The sequence below is a fragment of the Kangsaoukella pontilimi genome (genome assembly GCF_009830125.1).
In the GTDB taxonomy this organism is placed as follows: Bacteria; Pseudomonadota; Alphaproteobacteria; order Rhodobacterales; family Rhodobacteraceae; genus Kangsaoukella; species Kangsaoukella pontilimi.
The window spans coordinates 219,558-235,554 of the sequence record NZ_WUPT01000002.1 but is presented as its reverse complement, the minus strand read 5'-3'; the positions used below and the strand labels follow the sequence as shown (position 1 = coordinate 235,554).

Below are 15,997 nucleotides of genomic sequence, written 5' to 3'. Positions count from 1 at the left end.
GAATTGGTCCCCTTTGGATAGCCTGTTTCCAGGATCAGTTGAGTTCAGCGGAGACCCTGAAGATGCTTGCAACCGACACCGTGGCCCAGGAAAATCGGACCTTCATGACCGAACCCAAGCCCTTCACGCTTCGCCGTTTCACCCGCGAGGCGGACGTACCGATGGCAGAGGCCAAGGCGCTTCTTCTTGATCACGCCCGTTTCATGCATGGCCGCATGGTCGGCGCGGGCGGTCCCGATTTCGATATACACGCCCATCTGGATGCCTTCTGGTCCAACTTCGGGGCGGTCCTCCCACCCAACGGTAGCTACTATCTGGCCTTCGATCCGTCGGGGAAGGTCGTGGGAACCGGTGCGCTCAAGCGGCTGTCACCGACCACGGGCGAGATGAAACATCTCTATGTCCGGCCCGAAATGCGGCGCTCTGGCCTTGGACAGGCACTCGTCGAAGCGCGCATTAGAGACGCGCGAGAGATGGGGCTGACCGAGCTTGTGGCAGACACTTTCTCGGCCAACCACGAACAGCCCGCGCTGTACGACAAGATGGGGTTCGAGCGGCTGGATCGGCCCGGTCAGGCCTCGACCAGCGCAATCGCACCAGAGCTGACACCGTTCATGCTGTTCTTCCGGATGACGCTCTAGGCCCTCCGGGCCGAACCACGTCTCCGCCAGGGCTTCGCCCGTTCGACGCTCAAAAGGTCCACAGGACATTTTGTCGACCCTCCGGGCCGAACCACGTCTCACCCAATGAAGTTCTGGGTAATCCAGAAGCGGCCGCAGAAATCGGCTTTCGGCTCGAACGCGATGGCCGAGGATACGGCTTTCGCGTTGCGGTCCAGGATATTCTTGCGGTGACCGGGGCTTTCCATCCAGAGCGTCACGATATGCCGCGCAAGGGTCGCATAGGAATGCGCCGGCAGCGGCTCACCCTTGGTCGAAACAAAGGCGCAAGAGTTCGCGTCGATGATGCGGAAGCGCCGGTTGTCGACCTGATAGCGATGGACCATCCCTATGTTCTCGGACCCGGTGCGGAACCGGACGCCGGACTTCTTGATGCGCTGCATAAGTGTTGCGCGCCCGGCAACGGTGCTCTTGTGAGCGAGCTGTCCGGTCTTGGCCATCCACTTGCTGTGGGCGTGCGCCTGACGGGCCAGACCGTTGCCTGCGTCCCCCAGTTCAGAGAGACCCACACGACACCGGTGATAGTTGACCTCGACACGGATCGCGGCCTCCAGAAGGTCCTGATCGATGCCCTTCGCCGGTACCTGCGTTTTCACTGCCTTGGCCGGCACAGCGCGCGAGCACGCTTCCGCCGAAGCCGCCGACAGAACCACAACGGTAGCCGCGATAGCAGCCGTCCAGATTTTTCCGCGCATCCCCAGGTCCTTTGCAGCGCCCCCGGAGGACACAAAATCCAGCAATTGGGGCGAAACAAGGGCGACCTGCCGGCAGGTCTTGGGAAATCGGAAAACCGCGCAACCGCATCAAGGGGCCGGCGAAAAACTGCGCAAGCGCGGCAAACGCATTAGAACCGGCGGCGCAAACCGTCCATCACGCGCACCAGTTCCGCGCTGATCCCGGGCTCGGACAGGGCATGGCCCGCGCGCGGCACGATGGTCAGCGAGGCGCCGGGCCAGGCCGCCGCAAGCCGATGCGCCGCAGCGGGCGGGCAGATCATATCGTACCTGCCCTGAACAATGGTGCCGGGAATATTGGCGATGGTGCCGATATTCTCTTCGATCCAGCCATCGCTTTCCAGGAAACCGCCATTGGTGAAATAATGGTTTTCAAGCCGGGCAAAGGCGCGGGCGTATTCCGCAGGGCTTTCGCCACCCGGCCCATCATTCGAGATCGAGGCCAGCGTGTTCTCCCAGCTTGCCCAGGCACGGGCGAAACGTGTCTCCTGACTGAGGTCGCCCGAGAACAAGCGCCGGTGATAGGCGGCGATCAGGTCGTCATGCTCATCCACGGGGATGATCGCCGTGAACCGTGACCACACATCGGGCCAGAAACTGCCCGCACCGCCGCCATAGAACCAGTCAAGCTCGGCCCGCGTCATCAGGAACACACCGCGCAACGCCAGATAGGCGGTCCGGTCGGGATGGGTGATGGCATAGATCAGCGACAGCGTCGCACCCCAGCTTCCGCCGAAGACGATCCACTTGTCGATGCCCAGCGTCTCGCGGATCAGCTCGATATCACGCACCAGATGCCAGGTGGTGTTGTCCTTGACGACCGCATGAGGTCGGGAGCGACCGCATCCGCGCTGATCGAACAGGATCACACGATAGTGGCTCGGATCGAAATAACGCCGCATCGCCGGGCTGCATCCGCCACCCGGCCCGCCATGCAGCACCACCACAGGCTGACCCTCTGGATTGCCGCATTGTTCGACATAGACGCGATGACCGTCGCCCACGTCCAGCATCCGCTGATCGAAGGGGTCGATCGGCGGATAGAGAAAATGTGCCGCACTCTTTTTGTCTACGGACCGGTCCATGACGGATCTATATAACTCGAAAATCCGGCAATCTATGGGTGCCGGGTCAGAATGTTCATGCCGGGGGCCTTATGGAAAGCGCAACAACCATCGATCCGTCCGAAATCGCCAAGTTCGAGGCGATGGCCGCCGAATGGTGGGACCCGAACGGTAAGTTCAAGCCGCTGCACATGCTGAACCCCTGTCGGCTGGACTATATCACACGACAAATTGCGGTCGAGTTCGATCGCGACCTGTCCGCGTCGCGACCGTTCGAGGGGCTGCGCATTCTGGACATCGGCTGCGGCGGCGGTTTGTTGTCCGAACCGATGGCCCGGCTCGGGGCCGATGTGGTGGGCGCCGACGCCGCCGAACGGAACATCCCCGTCGCCCGTGTCCATGCTGAGGCGCAGGGCCTGAAGATCGACTATCGCCACACGACGGCCGAGGCTCTGGCCGCGGCGGGTGAGCGATTCGACGCGGTTCTCAACATGGAAGTGGTCGAACACGTGGCCGACCCGTTGGCCTATCTGACCGCCTGCCATGACCTGCTGAAACCGGGCGGCCTGATGACCTGCTCGACCATCAACCGGAACCCCAAGAGCTTCGCCATGGCCATCGTCGGGGCCGAGCACATCATGCGCTGGCTCCCCAAGGGCACGCATGAGTGGTCGAAATTCATCACGCCGGACGAGCTTTATAGTCTGCTGTCGCAAGCCGGCCTCGACCCGGTGGATCGCAAGGGCTTCGTCTTCAACCCGGTGTCATGGCGCTGGTCGCTGAGCGACAAGGACCTGTCGGTCAACTACGTGACGACGTCCCTTCGTCCTGCGTAGCTTCTTCGTCGAAGCGCCGCCGGATCTCGCGGATCACTGGCAGGGCGTTCCGGACACGCTCGGGGCCGACCGCCTCGACCGCTTCGCTGATGATGGGATAGATCGCGGCGATCGCCGCCTCGCGCGCCTTGCGACCGGTCGCGCTGATGGACACGAACTTGCGCCGCGCGTCGTCCCAGTCGGGCCGGACATGGACGTAGCCCGCCCATTCCAGCTTGCTGACCGTGTTGGTCATTGCGCCCCGCGTGACGTGAAACGCGCGAGCCAACTGCGCCGGGGTGCGTTCGGCATTCGCGCGGGCCAGATGGTTCAGAACCGAGAAATGGCTCAGCTCCATTCCCTTCGGCAAGGCCTTGGCCAGACGCGCGCGGGCAAGCTGATCCGCCATGAACATCTCGCTGAACAGCGCGATCGACAGCGGGTCGCCGGGGTCCTTGTTTTCGGCCATTACGGTCCTTCGAAGTCTCGGTCATGGGTCAGGGACGGCACGCGTCCCCGCACATCCTTGACCGCAGACACGTCCAAATCAACCGTTGTGACCCCGGGCAAATCGCCGCCATCGGCCAGAATTCTTCCCCATGGATCAACAGCCAGCGAATGGCCATGGGTCCGCCTTTCGCGGCCCTGCACGGCCCGGTGCGTGCCGCATTGCGCCGGCGCCAAGACGAAAGACCCGGTCTCGATCGCGCGCGCCCTTAGAAGCGTTTCCCAATGCGCCGCGCCTGTGTCCGGCGCAAAGGCGGACGGTACCGTCAGCACCTCGGCCCCCGCCTGTGCCAGACGGCGGAAGAGATAGGGAAAGCGCAGGTCGTAGCAGATCGTCAGGCCAAGCGCGGCTGCGCCGGCCTGAACAAGCACAGCGCGGTCACCGGGCGCATAGCCCGCGCTTTCGCGATAGGTCTCGGTCTCGGAAATCGAGACGTCGAACATGTGCATCTTGTCATAGCGCGCGGCGATCCCGCCATCCGGCCCGATCAGCAAGGACCGGTTCACAAAACGGCCATCTGCACCGCCCTTCAGCGCCAGCGACCCGATCAGCACCCGCATTCCGCGCCGCGCGGCAAGCTCGCGCACCGCCGCAAGGGTGATGTCTTCATTCTCGTCCTGCAGCACTTCAGCCTGCCGCGCGCGACTGGCCGAGACACAATTCGTCACCTCGGGCGTCAGCGCGATCTCCGCGCCTGCGTCGGCGGCGTCTTCAAGAAAACCAAGCGTCACGGGCAGATTGGCGGCCGGATCGTCCGAGGCGTTGAGCTGGACCAGTGCCGCGCGCATCGGCCTCAAGCCGCCAGTATCGGGTCGAGCTTACCTGCGCGCTCGAGCGCGTAGAGATCGTCGCAACCGCCCACGTGCTGACCGTCTACGAAGATCTGCGGCACCGTGTGGCGCCCGTTGGCCCGCGCCATCATCTCCTGCCGCTTGTCAGGAGCGCGCGAGACGTCAATCTCGGCAAATGCCGCATCCTTCTGCGTCAGAAGCCGCTTCGCAGCGTGGCAGAACCCGCAAAGGGGCGTCGTATAGATTTCAATCTGGGCCATGGAGGTCTCCGCATTCCGTTGCCCCTTATCTAGGGGCTTCGGACCGCCCGTGCCAGCACCCCGACGATAACCCGGCTTGCACCCGCGTCATGGCAGGCCGTGGTCGCGGCGGCGAGTGTCGCGCCCGAGGTCATAACGTCATCCACAAGGATCACCGTTCTACCGTCCAGCGCAGACCGTTTCGCCCCAGCCACCACGATGGCATCGGCGACATTCGCAAAGCGCGCGTCGATCCCAAGCCCGTCCTGCACGGCGGTCGCCCGGAGCCGTGTCAGCGCATCGGGCACGGCAGGCACCCCCAGAAGCGGCCCCATCGCCCGCGCGATCTCGGCCGCCTGATTGTAACGCCGCCGGAGAAGCCGACTCCAATGCACAGGCACCGGGACCACAACCGCGTCACACTCAACCAGCGGGCGCAAACGCTCGGTGAGCCAGCGCGCAGCGGGACCTGCAAGGTCGGTCCGGTCGCCATGCTTCAGCGCCAGCACGAAGCGTCGCCCCGCGTCACGATAGAGCATCACTGCCCGGCCCTTGTCCCAAGGGCGCGCAACCGTCAGGCAGTCGTCGCAATGATCCGCCGCCCCATCCCCCTGCCCCGGCAGAGGCGCGCCACACGCGTCGCAGACATGGCCCTGCACGAAGGGGACCCCGCGCCAGCAGTCAGGGCAAAGCGCGCCGGGCTGATCCACCAGATTTCGGCAGATCAGGCACTGATCGGGATAAAGAACCGAGAGTGCGCGTTGCAAAGCGCTCATGCGTCGTTACCTTCTGGGGCGTCATGCAGACCCTGACCGACCGATCCGCGCTCATCGCGCACCGACGCCGCGCCACGATGGAGGATGCCTTCCTCCACGCCGAAGCGGCTGCCGAGATCGAGGAAAGACTGAGCGAGGTTAACAGGACGTTTACGGCGCCTGCCGTCATTGGACTGTCGAAGGGGCCATTTGCCACGCTTCTGCCCGGGGCGACCCAGCTGGACGACGCGCCGGAACTGTCCGGCTCGCGCGGCGCGCATGACCTTGTGGTCCATGCAATGTCGCTGCACTGGGCAGATGACCCGGTCGGGCAGCTTGTTCAATCGCGGCTGCTTCTCAAACCCGACGGGCTCTTCATCGGCACGATGTTCGCCGGTCAGACCCTGCACGAGTTGCGCACCTCTCTCGCCGAGGCCGAGGCGCGGGTCTCGGGCGGCCTTTCGCCGCGTGTGCTGCCCATGGCAGATTTGCGCGATCTGGGCGGGCTGATGCAGCGTGCGGGCTTTGCGCTGCCAGTCGCGGATTCCCAGCGGCTGACGGTGAGGTATCGCACGCTTGCCGCGCTTTGCCGCGATCTGCGCGTTATGGGCGAAACGAACGCGCTTGCTGACCGCCCACGGCAGTTCACCAACAGGCGGCTCTTTTCCACGGCCGAGGACATCTACCGCAGCCATTTCTCGGACGACGAAGGCTATCTGTTGGCGACATTCGAGATGGTCTTCCTGACCGGTTGGGCGCCCGATGAAAGCCAGCCGAAACCTCTTCGCCCCGGCTCGGCGCAACAGCGTCTGGCAGACGCGCTTGGCACCACTGAAAGCCCTGCGGGCGATACGGTCGCACCCCGCATACGTTGACCTTGGCGAAAGGACCGTTATGTCGCGGCTCTAGGGGCAGACATGCGAAACAGGGTTTTCTAGGATGTTGGATGCGCGCTCACGTCAGGATGTGACCTTGCCGAAAGACGAAACAGAACCGCACAACCCGCACCTTCCGGCGGATCACCCGCCGGTTAAGCGCCCGCGCGTGGGCGTCCTGCTGGCCAATCTGGGGACGCCGGACAACTACGATTACTGGTCCATGCGCCGCTACCTGGGCGAGTTCCTGTCAGACCGCCGCGTCATCGATTACAGCCCGTGGATCTGGCAGCCGCTTCTGCAGCTTGTGATCCTGTCCAAACGGCCCTTCTCATCCGGCGCCGCGTACAAGTCGATCTGGAACGAGGATCTGGGCGAAAGCCCCCTCATGACGATCACCAAGGCGCAAACGGAAAAGATCAAGGCCGCGATGCAGGCGCGCTATGGCGATGACGTGCTGGTGGACTTCTGCATGCGCTACGGCAACCCGTCGACCAAATCCAAGGTCCGGGTCATGGCCGAGCGCGGCTGCCGGAAGATCCTGTTCTTCCCGCTCTATCCGCAATACGCGGGTGCCACGACCGCGACCGCGAACGACCAGTTCTTCCGCGCCCTGATGGAAGAAAAGTGGCAGCCGCCGGTCCGCACCGTCCCCGCCTATTTCGACCGCCCGTCCTATATCGAGGCGCTTGCCCAGTCGGTCGAACGTGCCTACGCGATGATGGAGACCAAGCCCGACATCCTCGTCTGTTCCTATCACGGCGTGCCGCAGCGTTACCTTATGGAAGGCGATCCCTATCACTGCCAGTGCGTGAAGACGACGCGGCTGCTGAAAGAGCGCCTGGGCTGGGACGACACCCAGATCACCTCGACCTTCCAAAGCCGCTTCGGCCCGGAAGAATGGCTCAAGCCCTACACCGTCGAAGAGGTCGCGCGCCTTGCCGAGGACGGCAAGAAGCGCATCGCCATCATCGCGCCGGCGTTCTCGGCCGACTGCATCGAGACGCTGGAAGAAATCAATGAAGAGATTCGCGAGAGCTTCGAGGAAGCGGGCGGCGAGCACTTCACCTACATCCCCTGCCTTAACGACGACGAGGCGCATATCGCGGCGCTCTCCGAGGCGATCGAGGATAACCTCAAGGGGTGGCTCGACTGACCGGCTTTCAAAGTTGGTCACAATGTCCACGCGTCTTGAGCTGTGCCCTCAGATGCGGAATATTAACTTATTTTGTAAAATGATGTCGACATTTCCAAACTCGCGAACAGTCGACGTTATTAGCCAGTGAGAGATAGGGCAGCGCAGGGCATGTCAGACTTTCCCACGTTCGATAGAGGCAGCGACCACCTCAATCTGATTCAAGCTACGTCCGAGATCGGAATCTGGGAGCTTGATGCCGAAACCGGGAAGGCAGAGCGCAACCTACGGCACGACCAGATTTTTGGGCACGAGACGCTTCTCGACGAATGGAGCGCAGAGATTTTCCTGAGCTACGTCGCCGAAGAAGACCGCGACCGTGTCGAGAACCTCCTGAATAGCTCGCTCACCGACGGCAACCCTTGGTCTTTTGAAACCCGGATACGGCGCGCCGACGGCGTCGATCGCTGGATCAGTGCGAAGGGCATGCCGATTTTCTCCGACTCGGGCGAGGTCACGAAACTGATCGGCCATGTGATCGACATTACCGAAACTAAGCGGAACGAAGATCGGCTCAAGCTGCTTTCGAGGGAACTCGACCATCGTGTTTCGAACACCTTCGCGATCATGAACTCGATGATCCGGCAGGTCGCCAAAAGAGCGGACTCGGTCGAAGAGTTCTCGGAGACACTGATGGAACGGCTGGCGGCCCTGTCGCGCGCCAACAAGGTTCTCATTTCGGACGAAGCCGAGCGGTCCAGCCTTAAAGACATCCTGACGACGGAATTGGATGCCTTTTCCGGCTGGCTGGACCGCCTCTCAATCACTGGCGAAACACGCATCTGGTTCACGGGTGAAGCGTCAGAGGCGCTTGCCATGATTTTCCACGAGCTTCTGACAAACGCGGTCAAACACGGGGCGCTTTCCCTGCCGGACGGTAACGTCAGCATAGATGTCTCGACACATGCAGACCGCACCGTATCTATCCGCTGGGTCGAAACGGGTGGCCCGGCCATCGCCGACAATCGGCTCTCCGGCATCGGATCGTCTATCTTTCGGAATGCCCTGCGTGACGACGGGGCGGTGGATATATCTTACTCGGATGACGGTCTGAAATGTGACATCAGGGTACATCGTAGCTTTCAGAACGAGGCGCTTCCGGACACCCCTTCGATTGCGGTCTCGACACCGGACCAAGCGGCGGATCCCGAAACGTGGTTCTCGGGTCGCCGGATCATGGTGGTCGAAGACGACCCGATCATCGGCATGGATCTGGCCGATATCTTCGAATCCCGAGGAGCTACGGTTCTGGGTCCGTTTTCCAGAGTGACCGATGCCTTTGCGGCACTGGAAAGCCCGCCCGAAGCCGCCTTGATCGACTTCAATCTCGGTCGGACAACATCAGATGAGATCGCGTCCCGCCTGTCGGAACTCGCGGTCCCGTTTATCGTCCTCACAGGGCAGTTGGACAGCGCAGACCTCGGAGAGGCATTCGAAGGCGTCACCGTGATCTCCAAACCCTTCCGCGAGGTTGACCTGGTCGCGCAGATGATCGCTCTGGGTTCGTAGCCGCTATCTGACAACAGCAAAAAGGCCCCGCGCTCACCGCCGGGGCCTTTCCTGTTTCACCTGACGGTTACCGTCAGATCACCAGAACCTGCGTTCCAACCTTGGAGAGATCGTAAAGCTCGGTGATGTGCTCGTTATAAAGGCCGATGCAGCCATTCGACGAGCGGCGTCCGATCTTGCGCGTGTCGTGGGTGCCGTGGATGCGGTAATAAGTCCAGGTCAGGTGCATCGCGCGGATGCCGAGCGGGTTGTCCGGTCCCGGCGGCATGTAGTCGGGCCAGTCCGGGTTCCGCTGCTTCATAGCCGGTGTCGGGCGCCAGTCTGGCTCGGGGTCCTTCAGAACCACGCGGGTCCGGCCACGGCGGGTCAGATCCTCGCTCAGCGGCACGCTGGTCGGGTAAAGCTTGTAGATCGTGTCGGTCTCGTCCCAGTAGTGCAGCGCACGCGACGTGATATCGACAAGGATCGCTCCGTTATTCAGGTTGTCGAAATAGGGCCGCCATTCCAGCGCCCGAAAGCTCGACGCATTCCGCCTTACCGAGTCCGACACCTGGTCGCGGAATTCGGGGTCGACGTTGCTTTGCGCGATGGCAGGCGCGGCCAGCACAGAGGCCGCCCCGGCGGTGCCTGCGATAAAGCCGCGGCGGTCCAACTTGGGAATAGTCATTACTTACATCTCCGTTTCCGGTCCGCTGCAGAACTTAGTGCGGAAAAGAAACAGCTTCAAATCAAACCGGCGTTAGCTTGCCGAACAGTGTGGCACTTCGGTTTGTATAGGAGGCACGTTGGCTGTAAGGCTTGCCCCGAAAAATGTCATCGAGTGTTTCCCATGCTGCGTAAGTTTCTTCTGCTGATCGGCCTTGCCTTTACCCTCACAGCCTGCGCAACGCCCGAGCCGCCGCGTTTCGGTCCGGACGGGCGCCCGCTTCCGCAGATCTACCGCATCGACTCATCGGACACGTCCGAGATCCAGTTCCGGGTGCTCGACGGGGTGAACGCACTTCGCGCGGCGTCGGGGGCCGGTCAGGTGAAGCTGTCGGCGGAACTGAACGCAGCCGCTGCAACCCATGCGCAGGACATGTCGCTTCAGAACCGGCCTTGGCACTTCGGGTCGGACGGGTCCAGTCCGCTCGATCGTGTGCAGCGGGCAGGCTATCGCGGCGGACTTCTGGGCGAGAATATCTCGGAAACCTACGAATCCGAACTTGAGACCCTTGCCGCCTGGATGACGCAGCCCGACACGCGTGGCGTCATCCTCGATCCGCGCGCCACCGATCTGGGCATCGCTTGGTTTCAGGAGCCGTCGGGCAAGATCTGGTGGACGCTGATTACCGGTCAGGCCAGCACGGCAGCCCTTCAGGGATAAATCGAGACGATGGTGCCGTCGCGCACCATTGCATAGACCTCTTCGATCTCGTCATTGGTTACGGCAATGCACCCCCAGGTCCAGTCCCGGCGCAGCCGGGACACCGGATTGCCCTGCCCGTGGATGAAGATGTCGCCGCCCGGCTCCTTGCCCAGCGCGCGCGCCTCCGCAATGTCATGGGCGCGCGGATAGTCGATACCGATCGAGAGGTGGTAGCGACTGTTCGGATTCCGTCGGTCGATCAGGTAATGCCCTTCCGGCGTTTTGCCGTCGCCCTCGACCTTCTTGTCACCCACCGGCGCAAAGCCGAGGTCGATGTCATAGGCCTTCAGAACGCTCTTGTGATGCAGAAGATACATCCGGCGGCTGTCCTTGAAGACGGCCACGCGTGTGACCGCTGGCCCGGTATAGGACTGAAATTTCGAGCCGCAGCCCGTCAACGCCAGTAAGCTGCCCCCGATAAGGGCGGCGCGTCTTGTCAGTTTCATTGGGTCTTCGCCCGATTTGATGCCTCGGAAATCACGCTACCCGAAAGCGTAACGTCTGGGAATCCTCAATCGGTTAACGTGAAGCTGGCCGCTAGTTCCACGTGGGGCGACCACCGGAACTGATCGACCACGTCCACCCAGTCAAGCGCATAGCCCGCCGCGACGAGCGTCGCCGCATCCCGCGCGAAGGTCACCGGGTTGCACGACACATGGGCCACACGCGGTACGCGGGCCGTTGCGATTTCCGCGATCTGGGCGGCAGCACCCGCGCGGGGCGGGTCGATCACCAAGGCAGCGAAACGCTTCAGCTCATCCGGCAAGAGCGGGCGCCGGAAAAGGTCCCGCGTCTCGGTCGTGACCTGGCGAATGCCGGTCGCACCGCGCCAGCCCCTGTCGAGCACGCTGGTCATGGCTGCGGCGCCTTCAACCGCGTGCACCTCGTGGCGCGCCGCCAGCGGAAAGGTGAAGGTGCCGATCCCGGAAAACAGGTCCGCGACCGCCCCCCGGGCACCATCCAGCGCATCCGCCACAGATGCCGTCAGCGCCGCCTCTCCGGGAATCGTCGCCTGAAGAAAAGCGCCGGGCGGCAACGGCACGCGGAAGCCGCCGATGGTGACGAAAGGCTCGGTTTCCTGAAACACGGTCTCGTCATTCCATGTCAGCCGCGTCACACCCCCTCCCGACACAAGCGCCGTCAGCCGCGTACGCCGGTCCAGATCCAGATCGGGGCCGTACTGTACCGACAGGTCCAGCCCCGCATCGGTCACCGTTGTGGTCAGCCGAAGCTCGCCCTTCCGGCTGCCACCGATGGCCGTGACCTGCTCCAGAACGGGTAAGGCAGCCGTCAGGGCCGGGTCCAGAACGCGACAGTCCGGCACAGCGGTCAGAGTATGGCTTTGCGGTCCGTGAAACCCGACGATCGCCCCCGACTTTGTCCGCCGCCCGCCGAAGACGGCGCGCCGGCGGCTTTCGGGGGGCGAGGTGTGAAGGCGGCGGAGAGGCGCGGACAGACCATTCGCCTCCAACGCGGTGCGCACGATGCCCAGCTTCCACTCGGCCACGAAATCGTCGCTGACATGCTGAAGAGAACACCCGCCGCAGGCCTTGTAGTGCCGGCAGGGCGCGGCAACCCGGGCGGCTGACGGGGTGACAATCCGGGGCGCGGTCAGCTTTTCGCCCTCCGGGATGCCTTCGACCACCTCGCCCGGCAGAACGCGCGGTACGAAGACGGGGCCGGGCGCGATACCGTCACCCTTGTGGCCCAGACGCTCGATCGTCACCCGCACCGGGCTTGTCATTCGGCGGCCTCTTGCACGCCGATGAACCCGCCCGACTGCCGTTGCCAGAAGCGGGCATAGACCCCGCCTTGCTCCAGCAATTCGGCATGGGTCCCCTGTTCGACAATATGTCCGTCATCGAGCACCACGATCCGGTCCATGCGGGCAATCGTGGAAAGCCGGTGCGCGATGGCCATGACCGTTTTGCCATCCATTACGCGCTCGAGCGCTTCCTGAATCGAGGCTTCGACCTCGCTGTCCAGTGCGCTTGTCGCTTCGTCCAGAACCAGAATGGGCGCGTCTTTCAGAATGGCGCGCGCCAGTGCGATCCGCTGGCGTTGCCCGCCGGAGAGCTTGACGCCCCGCTCGCCCAGATGCGCGTCGTATCCCGTACGTCCCTTGTGGTCCTTCAGGCCCAGAATGAAACCATGCGCCTCGGCCCGCTTTGCCGCCGCGATCATCTCGTCCTCGGTGGCATCGGGACGCCCATAGAGGATGTTCTCGCTGGCCGAACGATTGAACATGGCGGTTTCCTGCGTGACCATCCCGATCTGCTGGCGCAGGCTTTCCTGTGTCACGTCGCGGATATCCTGCCCGCCGATGGTCACGCGGCCGCCCTCGGTGTCGTAGAGCCTGAGAAGCAGCGCGACGAGCGTGGACTTGCCCGCGCCCGATGCGCCAACGATCCCGATCTTCTCGCCCGGCTCGATGACGAGCGAAATCGCTTCGACCCCGCCCGTGCGCCGACCGTAGGAAAAGCTCACATCCTCGAAGGCGATCCGGCTGGCATCCGCCGGAAGCGCCGTCGCGCCGGGCCGGTCGGTCAGAGCGTGGGGCGGCGTCAGCGTGCGCATGCCGTCCTCGACCTCTCCGATAGCGGCATAGATGGCCATTAGTGTATGGCTGACCCAGCCCGTCATCTGCGCGATGCGGATGGCGATAGCTCCGGCGGCGGCGATGTCGCCCGGCGTCGCCGCGCCCAGCGACCAGAGATAGAGCGTGGCCCCGATCAGGAAGACCGGCAGAACTCCGGCCAGCGACATCAGGCAGAACCGGAACATCCCCGAGATGTATCCATAGGCCAGCGTCTTTTCACGAAAGCTCTTTACCGCGCCCAGCGCCGCGCCTTCCTCGTAGTCGGCATGGGCGAACAGTTTGACGGTCTTGATATTGGTGACCGTGTCGACGATCTGGCCCGTGACCATGGCGCGCGCACCTGCCCGCGCCTGCGACCTCACGCGGATACGCGGCATGAACCAGCGGATCATCAGGAGATAGATCACAAGCCAAAGCCCAAGCCCCACGGCCATCCATCCGTTTATCGTCGTCAGCAGCAGCGCGGACCCCACCAGAGAGGCCAACGCGAAAAAGCCCACGTTGATTATCTCGCTGACGATGTCCGTGACCGCGCGCGACGTCTGAAGCTGCTTCTGCGCGATCCTTCCGGCGAAATCGTCGTCGAAGAACGTCACAGCCTGCCCCAGCGTCCAACGATGCAGACGCGTCAGCACCAACGGGTTGATATTGGGCATGACAACGACTGCGTTAGTCAGCGAGTTCGCGCCGAACAGGATGGGACGCAGGACCAGAAAGAACCCGAGTAACAGCAACAGCGTCGTGGTGTTGGTCGAGAAATAGACCTCCGGTGTCGAGTTCAGCGCCGAATCGATCACCATGCCCAGAAGGATCGCGCTCAGAACCTCGAGCGTGCCGGTCGCTGCGGACAGGACCGCGGCCACGGCCAGAACGGGCATGGCGCCCTTGAGGACCCAGCGAAAGAACGGCCCGAGCGTCTGCGGGGGTGGTCCCTCCGCAGGGCGAAACGCGTCGATCAGATCCTCGATCCGGGTCACTCGGCGGCCTCTGTCGTGTCGATGAAACCGCCCGACTGGCGGCCCCAGAACCGGGAATATAGACCGCCCGCCGCCAAAAGCGCGGAATGGCTGCCTTCTTCCACGATGTGACCGTCGTCGATAACCACGATGCGGTCCAGATGGGCAATGGTGGACAATCTGTGTGCAATCGCGATGACCGTCTTGCCTTCCATCATCCCGTAGAGCGTTTCCTGAATTGCCGCCTCGACCTCGCTGTCCAGCGCGCTTGTCGCCTCGTCCAGAATGAGGATCGGTGCGTCTTTCAGGACGACGCGTGCCAGCGCGATCCGCTGACGTTGCCCGCCGGACAGTTTCACGCCGCGCTCGCCGACCTGAGCGTCATATCCCGTCCGACCCTCGGGGTCCTGCAGGTCCAGAATGAAGTCATGCGCCTCGGCCCGTTTTGCCGCCGCGATCACCTCGTCCTCGGTGGCGTCGGGTCGGCCATAGAGAATGTTGTCCCGCACCGAACGGTGAAGAAGGGACGAATCCTGCTGAACCATGCCGATCTGCAGCCGGAGCGAGTCCTGCGCCACGTGGGCAATGTCCTGACCGTCGATGCGGATCGCACCAGCCTCGGCATCGTAAAACCGCAGAAGCAGCCTCACGAGCGTCGACTTGCCGGCACCCGAACGCCCGACAAGCCCGACCTTTTCGCCGGGACGAATGGTCAGGGTAACACGGTCCAAACCGCCAGAGCCTCGCCCGTAATGATGCGACAGCCCGTCGATCTCGATCAGGCCCTTCTCCAGTCTCAGAGGCTTCGCGTCCGGCGCATCCACCAGCTCGATCGGCTGCGCGATGGTCTGCATGCCCTCGGCCACAACGCCGAGGTTGCGGAAGAAGCTGGACAGCGCCCACATGATCCATCCGGTCATGGCGTTCAGCCGGAGCACAAGCGCAGACGCGGCAGCAACGACACCCACAGTCGCGGCACCGGTCGCCCAGAGCCACACCGCCCAGCCGACGACGGCGACGATCAGGAACCCGTTCAGAAAGACCAGCCCAACATCCATCTTGGTATAGATGCGCATTTCCGTCTGGAACGTCTCTCGGGCGTGTTCGATGGCCTCTTTCGCATAAGCGCGCTCGGCCTCGTTGTGGGCGAACATCTTGACCGAGTGGATGTTGCTATAGGCGTCCACGACACGGCCTGTCACCTGACTGCGCGCGTTCGAAGCCGCCTGACTCGCCGGGCCGACGCGTTTGATGGTCCAGCGCACCAGCCAGAGATAAAGGCCCAGCCAGAGCAGCATCGGCAGCATAAGCCGGGGATCGGAGCCGGACAGCAGGATCAGCGCGCCGACGATGTAGGCAAAGGAATAGGCCATCGCATCGAAGACCTGAAAAACGGCCTCGCCCGCCGCGGGCGGGGTCTGCATGATCCGGTTCGCGATACGCCCCGCGAAATCGTTCTCAAACCAGCCGACGGACTGTCTGAGCACATGACTGTGCGCCCGCCAGCGGATCAGCGTGCCGAAATTCGGCATGATTCCGTTGTTCAGAAGCCCGACATCCACAAGCTGGACCAGAGGGCGCAGGACCAGAAGCGCCACGCCGATCGCCACCATCTCGAACCCGTAATCGTCCCAGAAGGTCGTCCGGTCGGCACTGGCAAGAAGGTCGACCAGACGGCCCATATAGGCAATCAGCCAGACCTCGATCAGGGCGACTAGGATCGTCAGGGTGCCGGTGACGGCAAAGAGCTTCCGGAACGGCTTGCTGTAGTCCCAGATAAAGGGCCAGAGCCGCTGCGGTGGACGGTCCTGTTCCTCATAGGCGACGTAGGGATCGACAAGGTTTTCAAAGAAACGAAACATGGAAAAG

At 63.1% G+C, this 15,997-nt stretch carries 17 protein-coding genes; 6 read left to right on the top strand and 11 right to left on the bottom strand.

Going from position 1 to position 15,997, the window contains the following annotated elements; genetic code table 11:
• The first annotated feature begins 62 nt into the window (after positions 1-62).
• Positions 63-641 carry a GNAT family N-acetyltransferase gene (locus GQ651_RS10555; protein ID WP_227258137.1) on the top strand — a complete coding sequence of 193 codons (579 nt, stop codon included), beginning with the start codon at positions 63-65 and terminating at the stop codon, positions 639-641.
• A gap of 98 nt (positions 642-739) precedes the next feature.
• Here GQ651_RS10555 and GQ651_RS10550 read toward each other — a convergent pair whose 3' ends face one another.
• On the bottom strand, positions 740-1,375 hold the full coding sequence (locus tag GQ651_RS10550) for a CAP domain-containing protein (protein WP_160764223.1): 636 nt from the start codon (positions 1,373-1,375) through the stop codon (positions 740-742).
• A gap of 149 nt (positions 1,376-1,524) precedes the next feature.
• Positions 1,525-2,499, bottom strand: a complete 975-nt coding sequence (pip, locus tag GQ651_RS10545) for a prolyl aminopeptidase (protein WP_160764222.1) — start codon at positions 2,497-2,499, stop codon at positions 1,525-1,527.
• Positions 2,500-2,570: 71 nt separating this feature from the next.
• On the opposite strand from pip, the gene ubiG reads away from it, so the two are divergent.
• A complete protein-coding gene (gene ubiG, locus GQ651_RS10540) occupies positions 2,571-3,314 on the top strand; it encodes a bifunctional 2-polyprenyl-6-hydroxyphenol methylase/3-demethylubiquinol 3-O-methyltransferase UbiG (protein ID WP_160764221.1) in 744 nt (247 codons plus the stop codon).
• On the opposite strand, the gene GQ651_RS10535 is transcribed toward ubiG, so the two are convergent.
• From GQ651_RS10535 to GQ651_RS10520, 4 genes are read right to left on the bottom strand one after another with little or no spacing between them, the layout of a single operon-like run.
• Entirely contained in the window at positions 3,280-3,762 is a 483-nt protein-coding gene (locus GQ651_RS10535) for a MarR family winged helix-turn-helix transcriptional regulator (protein ID WP_160764220.1), read from the bottom strand. The two genes, ubiG and GQ651_RS10535, sit on opposite strands and share 35 nt — an antisense overlap.
• Positions 3,762-4,589, bottom strand: a complete 828-nt coding sequence (locus GQ651_RS10530; protein WP_160764219.1) for a carbon-nitrogen hydrolase family protein — start codon at positions 4,587-4,589, stop codon at positions 3,762-3,764. The genes GQ651_RS10535 and GQ651_RS10530 overlap by 1 nt, the downstream gene beginning before the upstream one ends.
• Positions 4,590-4,594: 5 nt before the next feature.
• Positions 4,595-4,852 carry a glutaredoxin 3 gene (gene grxC / locus GQ651_RS10525; RefSeq protein ID WP_160764218.1) on the bottom strand — a complete coding sequence of 86 codons (258 nt, stop codon included), beginning with the start codon at positions 4,850-4,852 and terminating at the stop codon, positions 4,595-4,597.
• 29 nt (positions 4,853-4,881) lie between these two features.
• Positions 4,882-5,607: a ComF family protein gene (locus GQ651_RS10520; RefSeq protein ID WP_160764217.1), complete on the bottom strand. Its 726-nt coding sequence runs from the start codon at positions 5,605-5,607 to the stop codon at positions 4,882-4,884.
• A gap of 23 nt (positions 5,608-5,630) precedes the next feature.
• Between GQ651_RS10520 and GQ651_RS10515 the strand changes: the two genes are divergently transcribed.
• The 3 genes from GQ651_RS10515 (at position 5,631) to GQ651_RS10505 (ending at position 9,165) form a co-directional block, all read left to right on the top strand.
• Positions 5,631-6,461, top strand: coding sequence for a methyltransferase domain-containing protein (locus GQ651_RS10515; RefSeq protein ID WP_160764216.1), 831 nt, complete (start codon positions 5,631-5,633; stop codon positions 6,459-6,461).
• Between the two features lie 64 nt (positions 6,462-6,525).
• The gene (gene hemH / locus GQ651_RS10510) at positions 6,526-7,617 is read left to right on the top strand and encodes a ferrochelatase (RefSeq protein WP_160764215.1); all 1,092 of its coding nucleotides are present in this window, start codon (positions 6,526-6,528) and stop codon (positions 7,615-7,617) included.
• Between the two features lie 126 nt (positions 7,618-7,743).
• Positions 7,744-9,165 carry an HWE histidine kinase domain-containing protein gene (locus GQ651_RS10505; RefSeq protein ID WP_160764214.1) on the top strand — a complete coding sequence of 474 codons (1,422 nt, stop codon included), beginning with the start codon at positions 7,744-7,746 and terminating at the stop codon, positions 9,163-9,165.
• A 73-nt stretch (positions 9,166-9,238) separates the two neighbouring features.
• Here GQ651_RS10505 and GQ651_RS10500 read toward each other — a convergent pair whose 3' ends face one another.
• Positions 9,239-9,832 carry a L,D-transpeptidase gene (locus GQ651_RS10500; protein WP_160764213.1) on the bottom strand — a complete coding sequence of 198 codons (594 nt, stop codon included), beginning with the start codon at positions 9,830-9,832 and terminating at the stop codon, positions 9,239-9,241.
• A 162-nt stretch (positions 9,833-9,994) separates the two neighbouring features.
• Between GQ651_RS10500 and GQ651_RS10495 the strand changes: the two genes are divergently transcribed.
• Positions 9,995-10,531 (top strand): CAP domain-containing protein, encoded by a 537-nt coding sequence (locus tag GQ651_RS10495; protein ID WP_160764212.1) that lies wholly within the window; start codon positions 9,995-9,997, stop codon positions 10,529-10,531.
• Here the strand turns inward: GQ651_RS10495 and GQ651_RS10490 are convergent.
• The 4 genes from GQ651_RS10490 to GQ651_RS10475 form a co-directional block, all read right to left on the bottom strand.
• Positions 10,522-11,019: a L,D-transpeptidase family protein gene (locus GQ651_RS10490; protein WP_160764211.1), complete on the bottom strand. Its 498-nt coding sequence runs from the start codon at positions 11,017-11,019 to the stop codon at positions 10,522-10,524. The two genes, GQ651_RS10495 and GQ651_RS10490, sit on opposite strands and share 10 nt — an antisense overlap.
• Before the next feature lie 65 nt (positions 11,020-11,084).
• On the bottom strand, positions 11,085-12,317 hold the full coding sequence (locus tag GQ651_RS10485) for a class I SAM-dependent RNA methyltransferase (protein WP_160764210.1): 1,233 nt from the start codon (positions 12,315-12,317) through the stop codon (positions 11,085-11,087).
• A complete protein-coding gene (locus tag GQ651_RS10480) occupies positions 12,314-14,149 on the bottom strand; it encodes an ABC transporter ATP-binding protein (RefSeq protein WP_319637400.1) in 1,836 nt (611 codons plus the stop codon). The genes GQ651_RS10485 and GQ651_RS10480 overlap by 4 nt, the downstream gene beginning before the upstream one ends.
• Positions 14,146-15,990: an ABC transporter ATP-binding protein gene (locus GQ651_RS10475; protein WP_160764209.1), complete on the bottom strand. Its 1,845-nt coding sequence runs from the start codon at positions 15,988-15,990 to the stop codon at positions 14,146-14,148. The genes GQ651_RS10480 and GQ651_RS10475 overlap by 4 nt, the downstream gene beginning before the upstream one ends.
• Positions 15,991-15,997 lie beyond the last annotated feature (7 nt).

Excerpts from the sequence above, each read along its gene's own strand:
- GQ651_RS10555 (WP_227258137.1), top strand. The coding sequence starts at position 63 with ATGCTTGCAACCGACACCGTGGCCCAGGAAAATCGGACCTTCATGACC.
- GQ651_RS10550 (WP_160764223.1), bottom strand. The coding sequence starts at position 1,375 with ATGCGCGGAAAAATCTGGACGGCTGCTATCGCGGCTACCGTTGTGGTT.
- pip (WP_160764222.1), bottom strand. The coding sequence starts at position 2,499 with ATGGACCGGTCCGTAGACAAAAAGAGTGCGGCACATTTTCTCTATCCG.
- ubiG (WP_160764221.1), top strand. The coding sequence starts at position 2,571 with ATGGAAAGCGCAACAACCATCGATCCGTCCGAAATCGCCAAGTTCGAG.
- GQ651_RS10535 (WP_160764220.1), bottom strand. The coding sequence starts at position 3,762 with ATGGCCGAAAACAAGGACCCCGGCGACCCGCTGTCGATCGCGCTGTTC.
- GQ651_RS10530 (WP_160764219.1), bottom strand. The coding sequence starts at position 4,589 with ATGCGCGCGGCACTGGTCCAGCTCAACGCCTCGGACGATCCGGCCGCC.
- grxC (WP_160764218.1), bottom strand. The coding sequence starts at position 4,852 with ATGGCCCAGATTGAAATCTATACGACGCCCCTTTGCGGGTTCTGCCAC.
- GQ651_RS10520 (WP_160764217.1), bottom strand. The coding sequence starts at position 5,607 with ATGAGCGCTTTGCAACGCGCACTCTCGGTTCTTTATCCCGATCAGTGC.
- GQ651_RS10515 (WP_160764216.1), top strand. The coding sequence starts at position 5,631 with ATGCAGACCCTGACCGACCGATCCGCGCTCATCGCGCACCGACGCCGC.
- hemH (WP_160764215.1), top strand. The coding sequence starts at position 6,526 with ATGTTGGATGCGCGCTCACGTCAGGATGTGACCTTGCCGAAAGACGAA.
- GQ651_RS10500 (WP_160764213.1), bottom strand. The coding sequence starts at position 9,832 with ATGACTATTCCCAAGTTGGACCGCCGCGGCTTTATCGCAGGCACCGCC.
- GQ651_RS10495 (WP_160764212.1), top strand. The coding sequence starts at position 9,995 with ATGCTGCGTAAGTTTCTTCTGCTGATCGGCCTTGCCTTTACCCTCACA.
- GQ651_RS10490 (WP_160764211.1), bottom strand. The coding sequence starts at position 11,019 with ATGAAACTGACAAGACGCGCCGCCCTTATCGGGGGCAGCTTACTGGCG.
- GQ651_RS10485 (WP_160764210.1), bottom strand. The coding sequence starts at position 12,317 with ATGACAAGCCCGGTGCGGGTGACGATCGAGCGTCTGGGCCACAAGGGT.
- GQ651_RS10475 (WP_160764209.1), bottom strand. The coding sequence starts at position 15,990 with ATGTTTCGTTTCTTTGAAAACCTTGTCGATCCCTACGTCGCCTATGAG.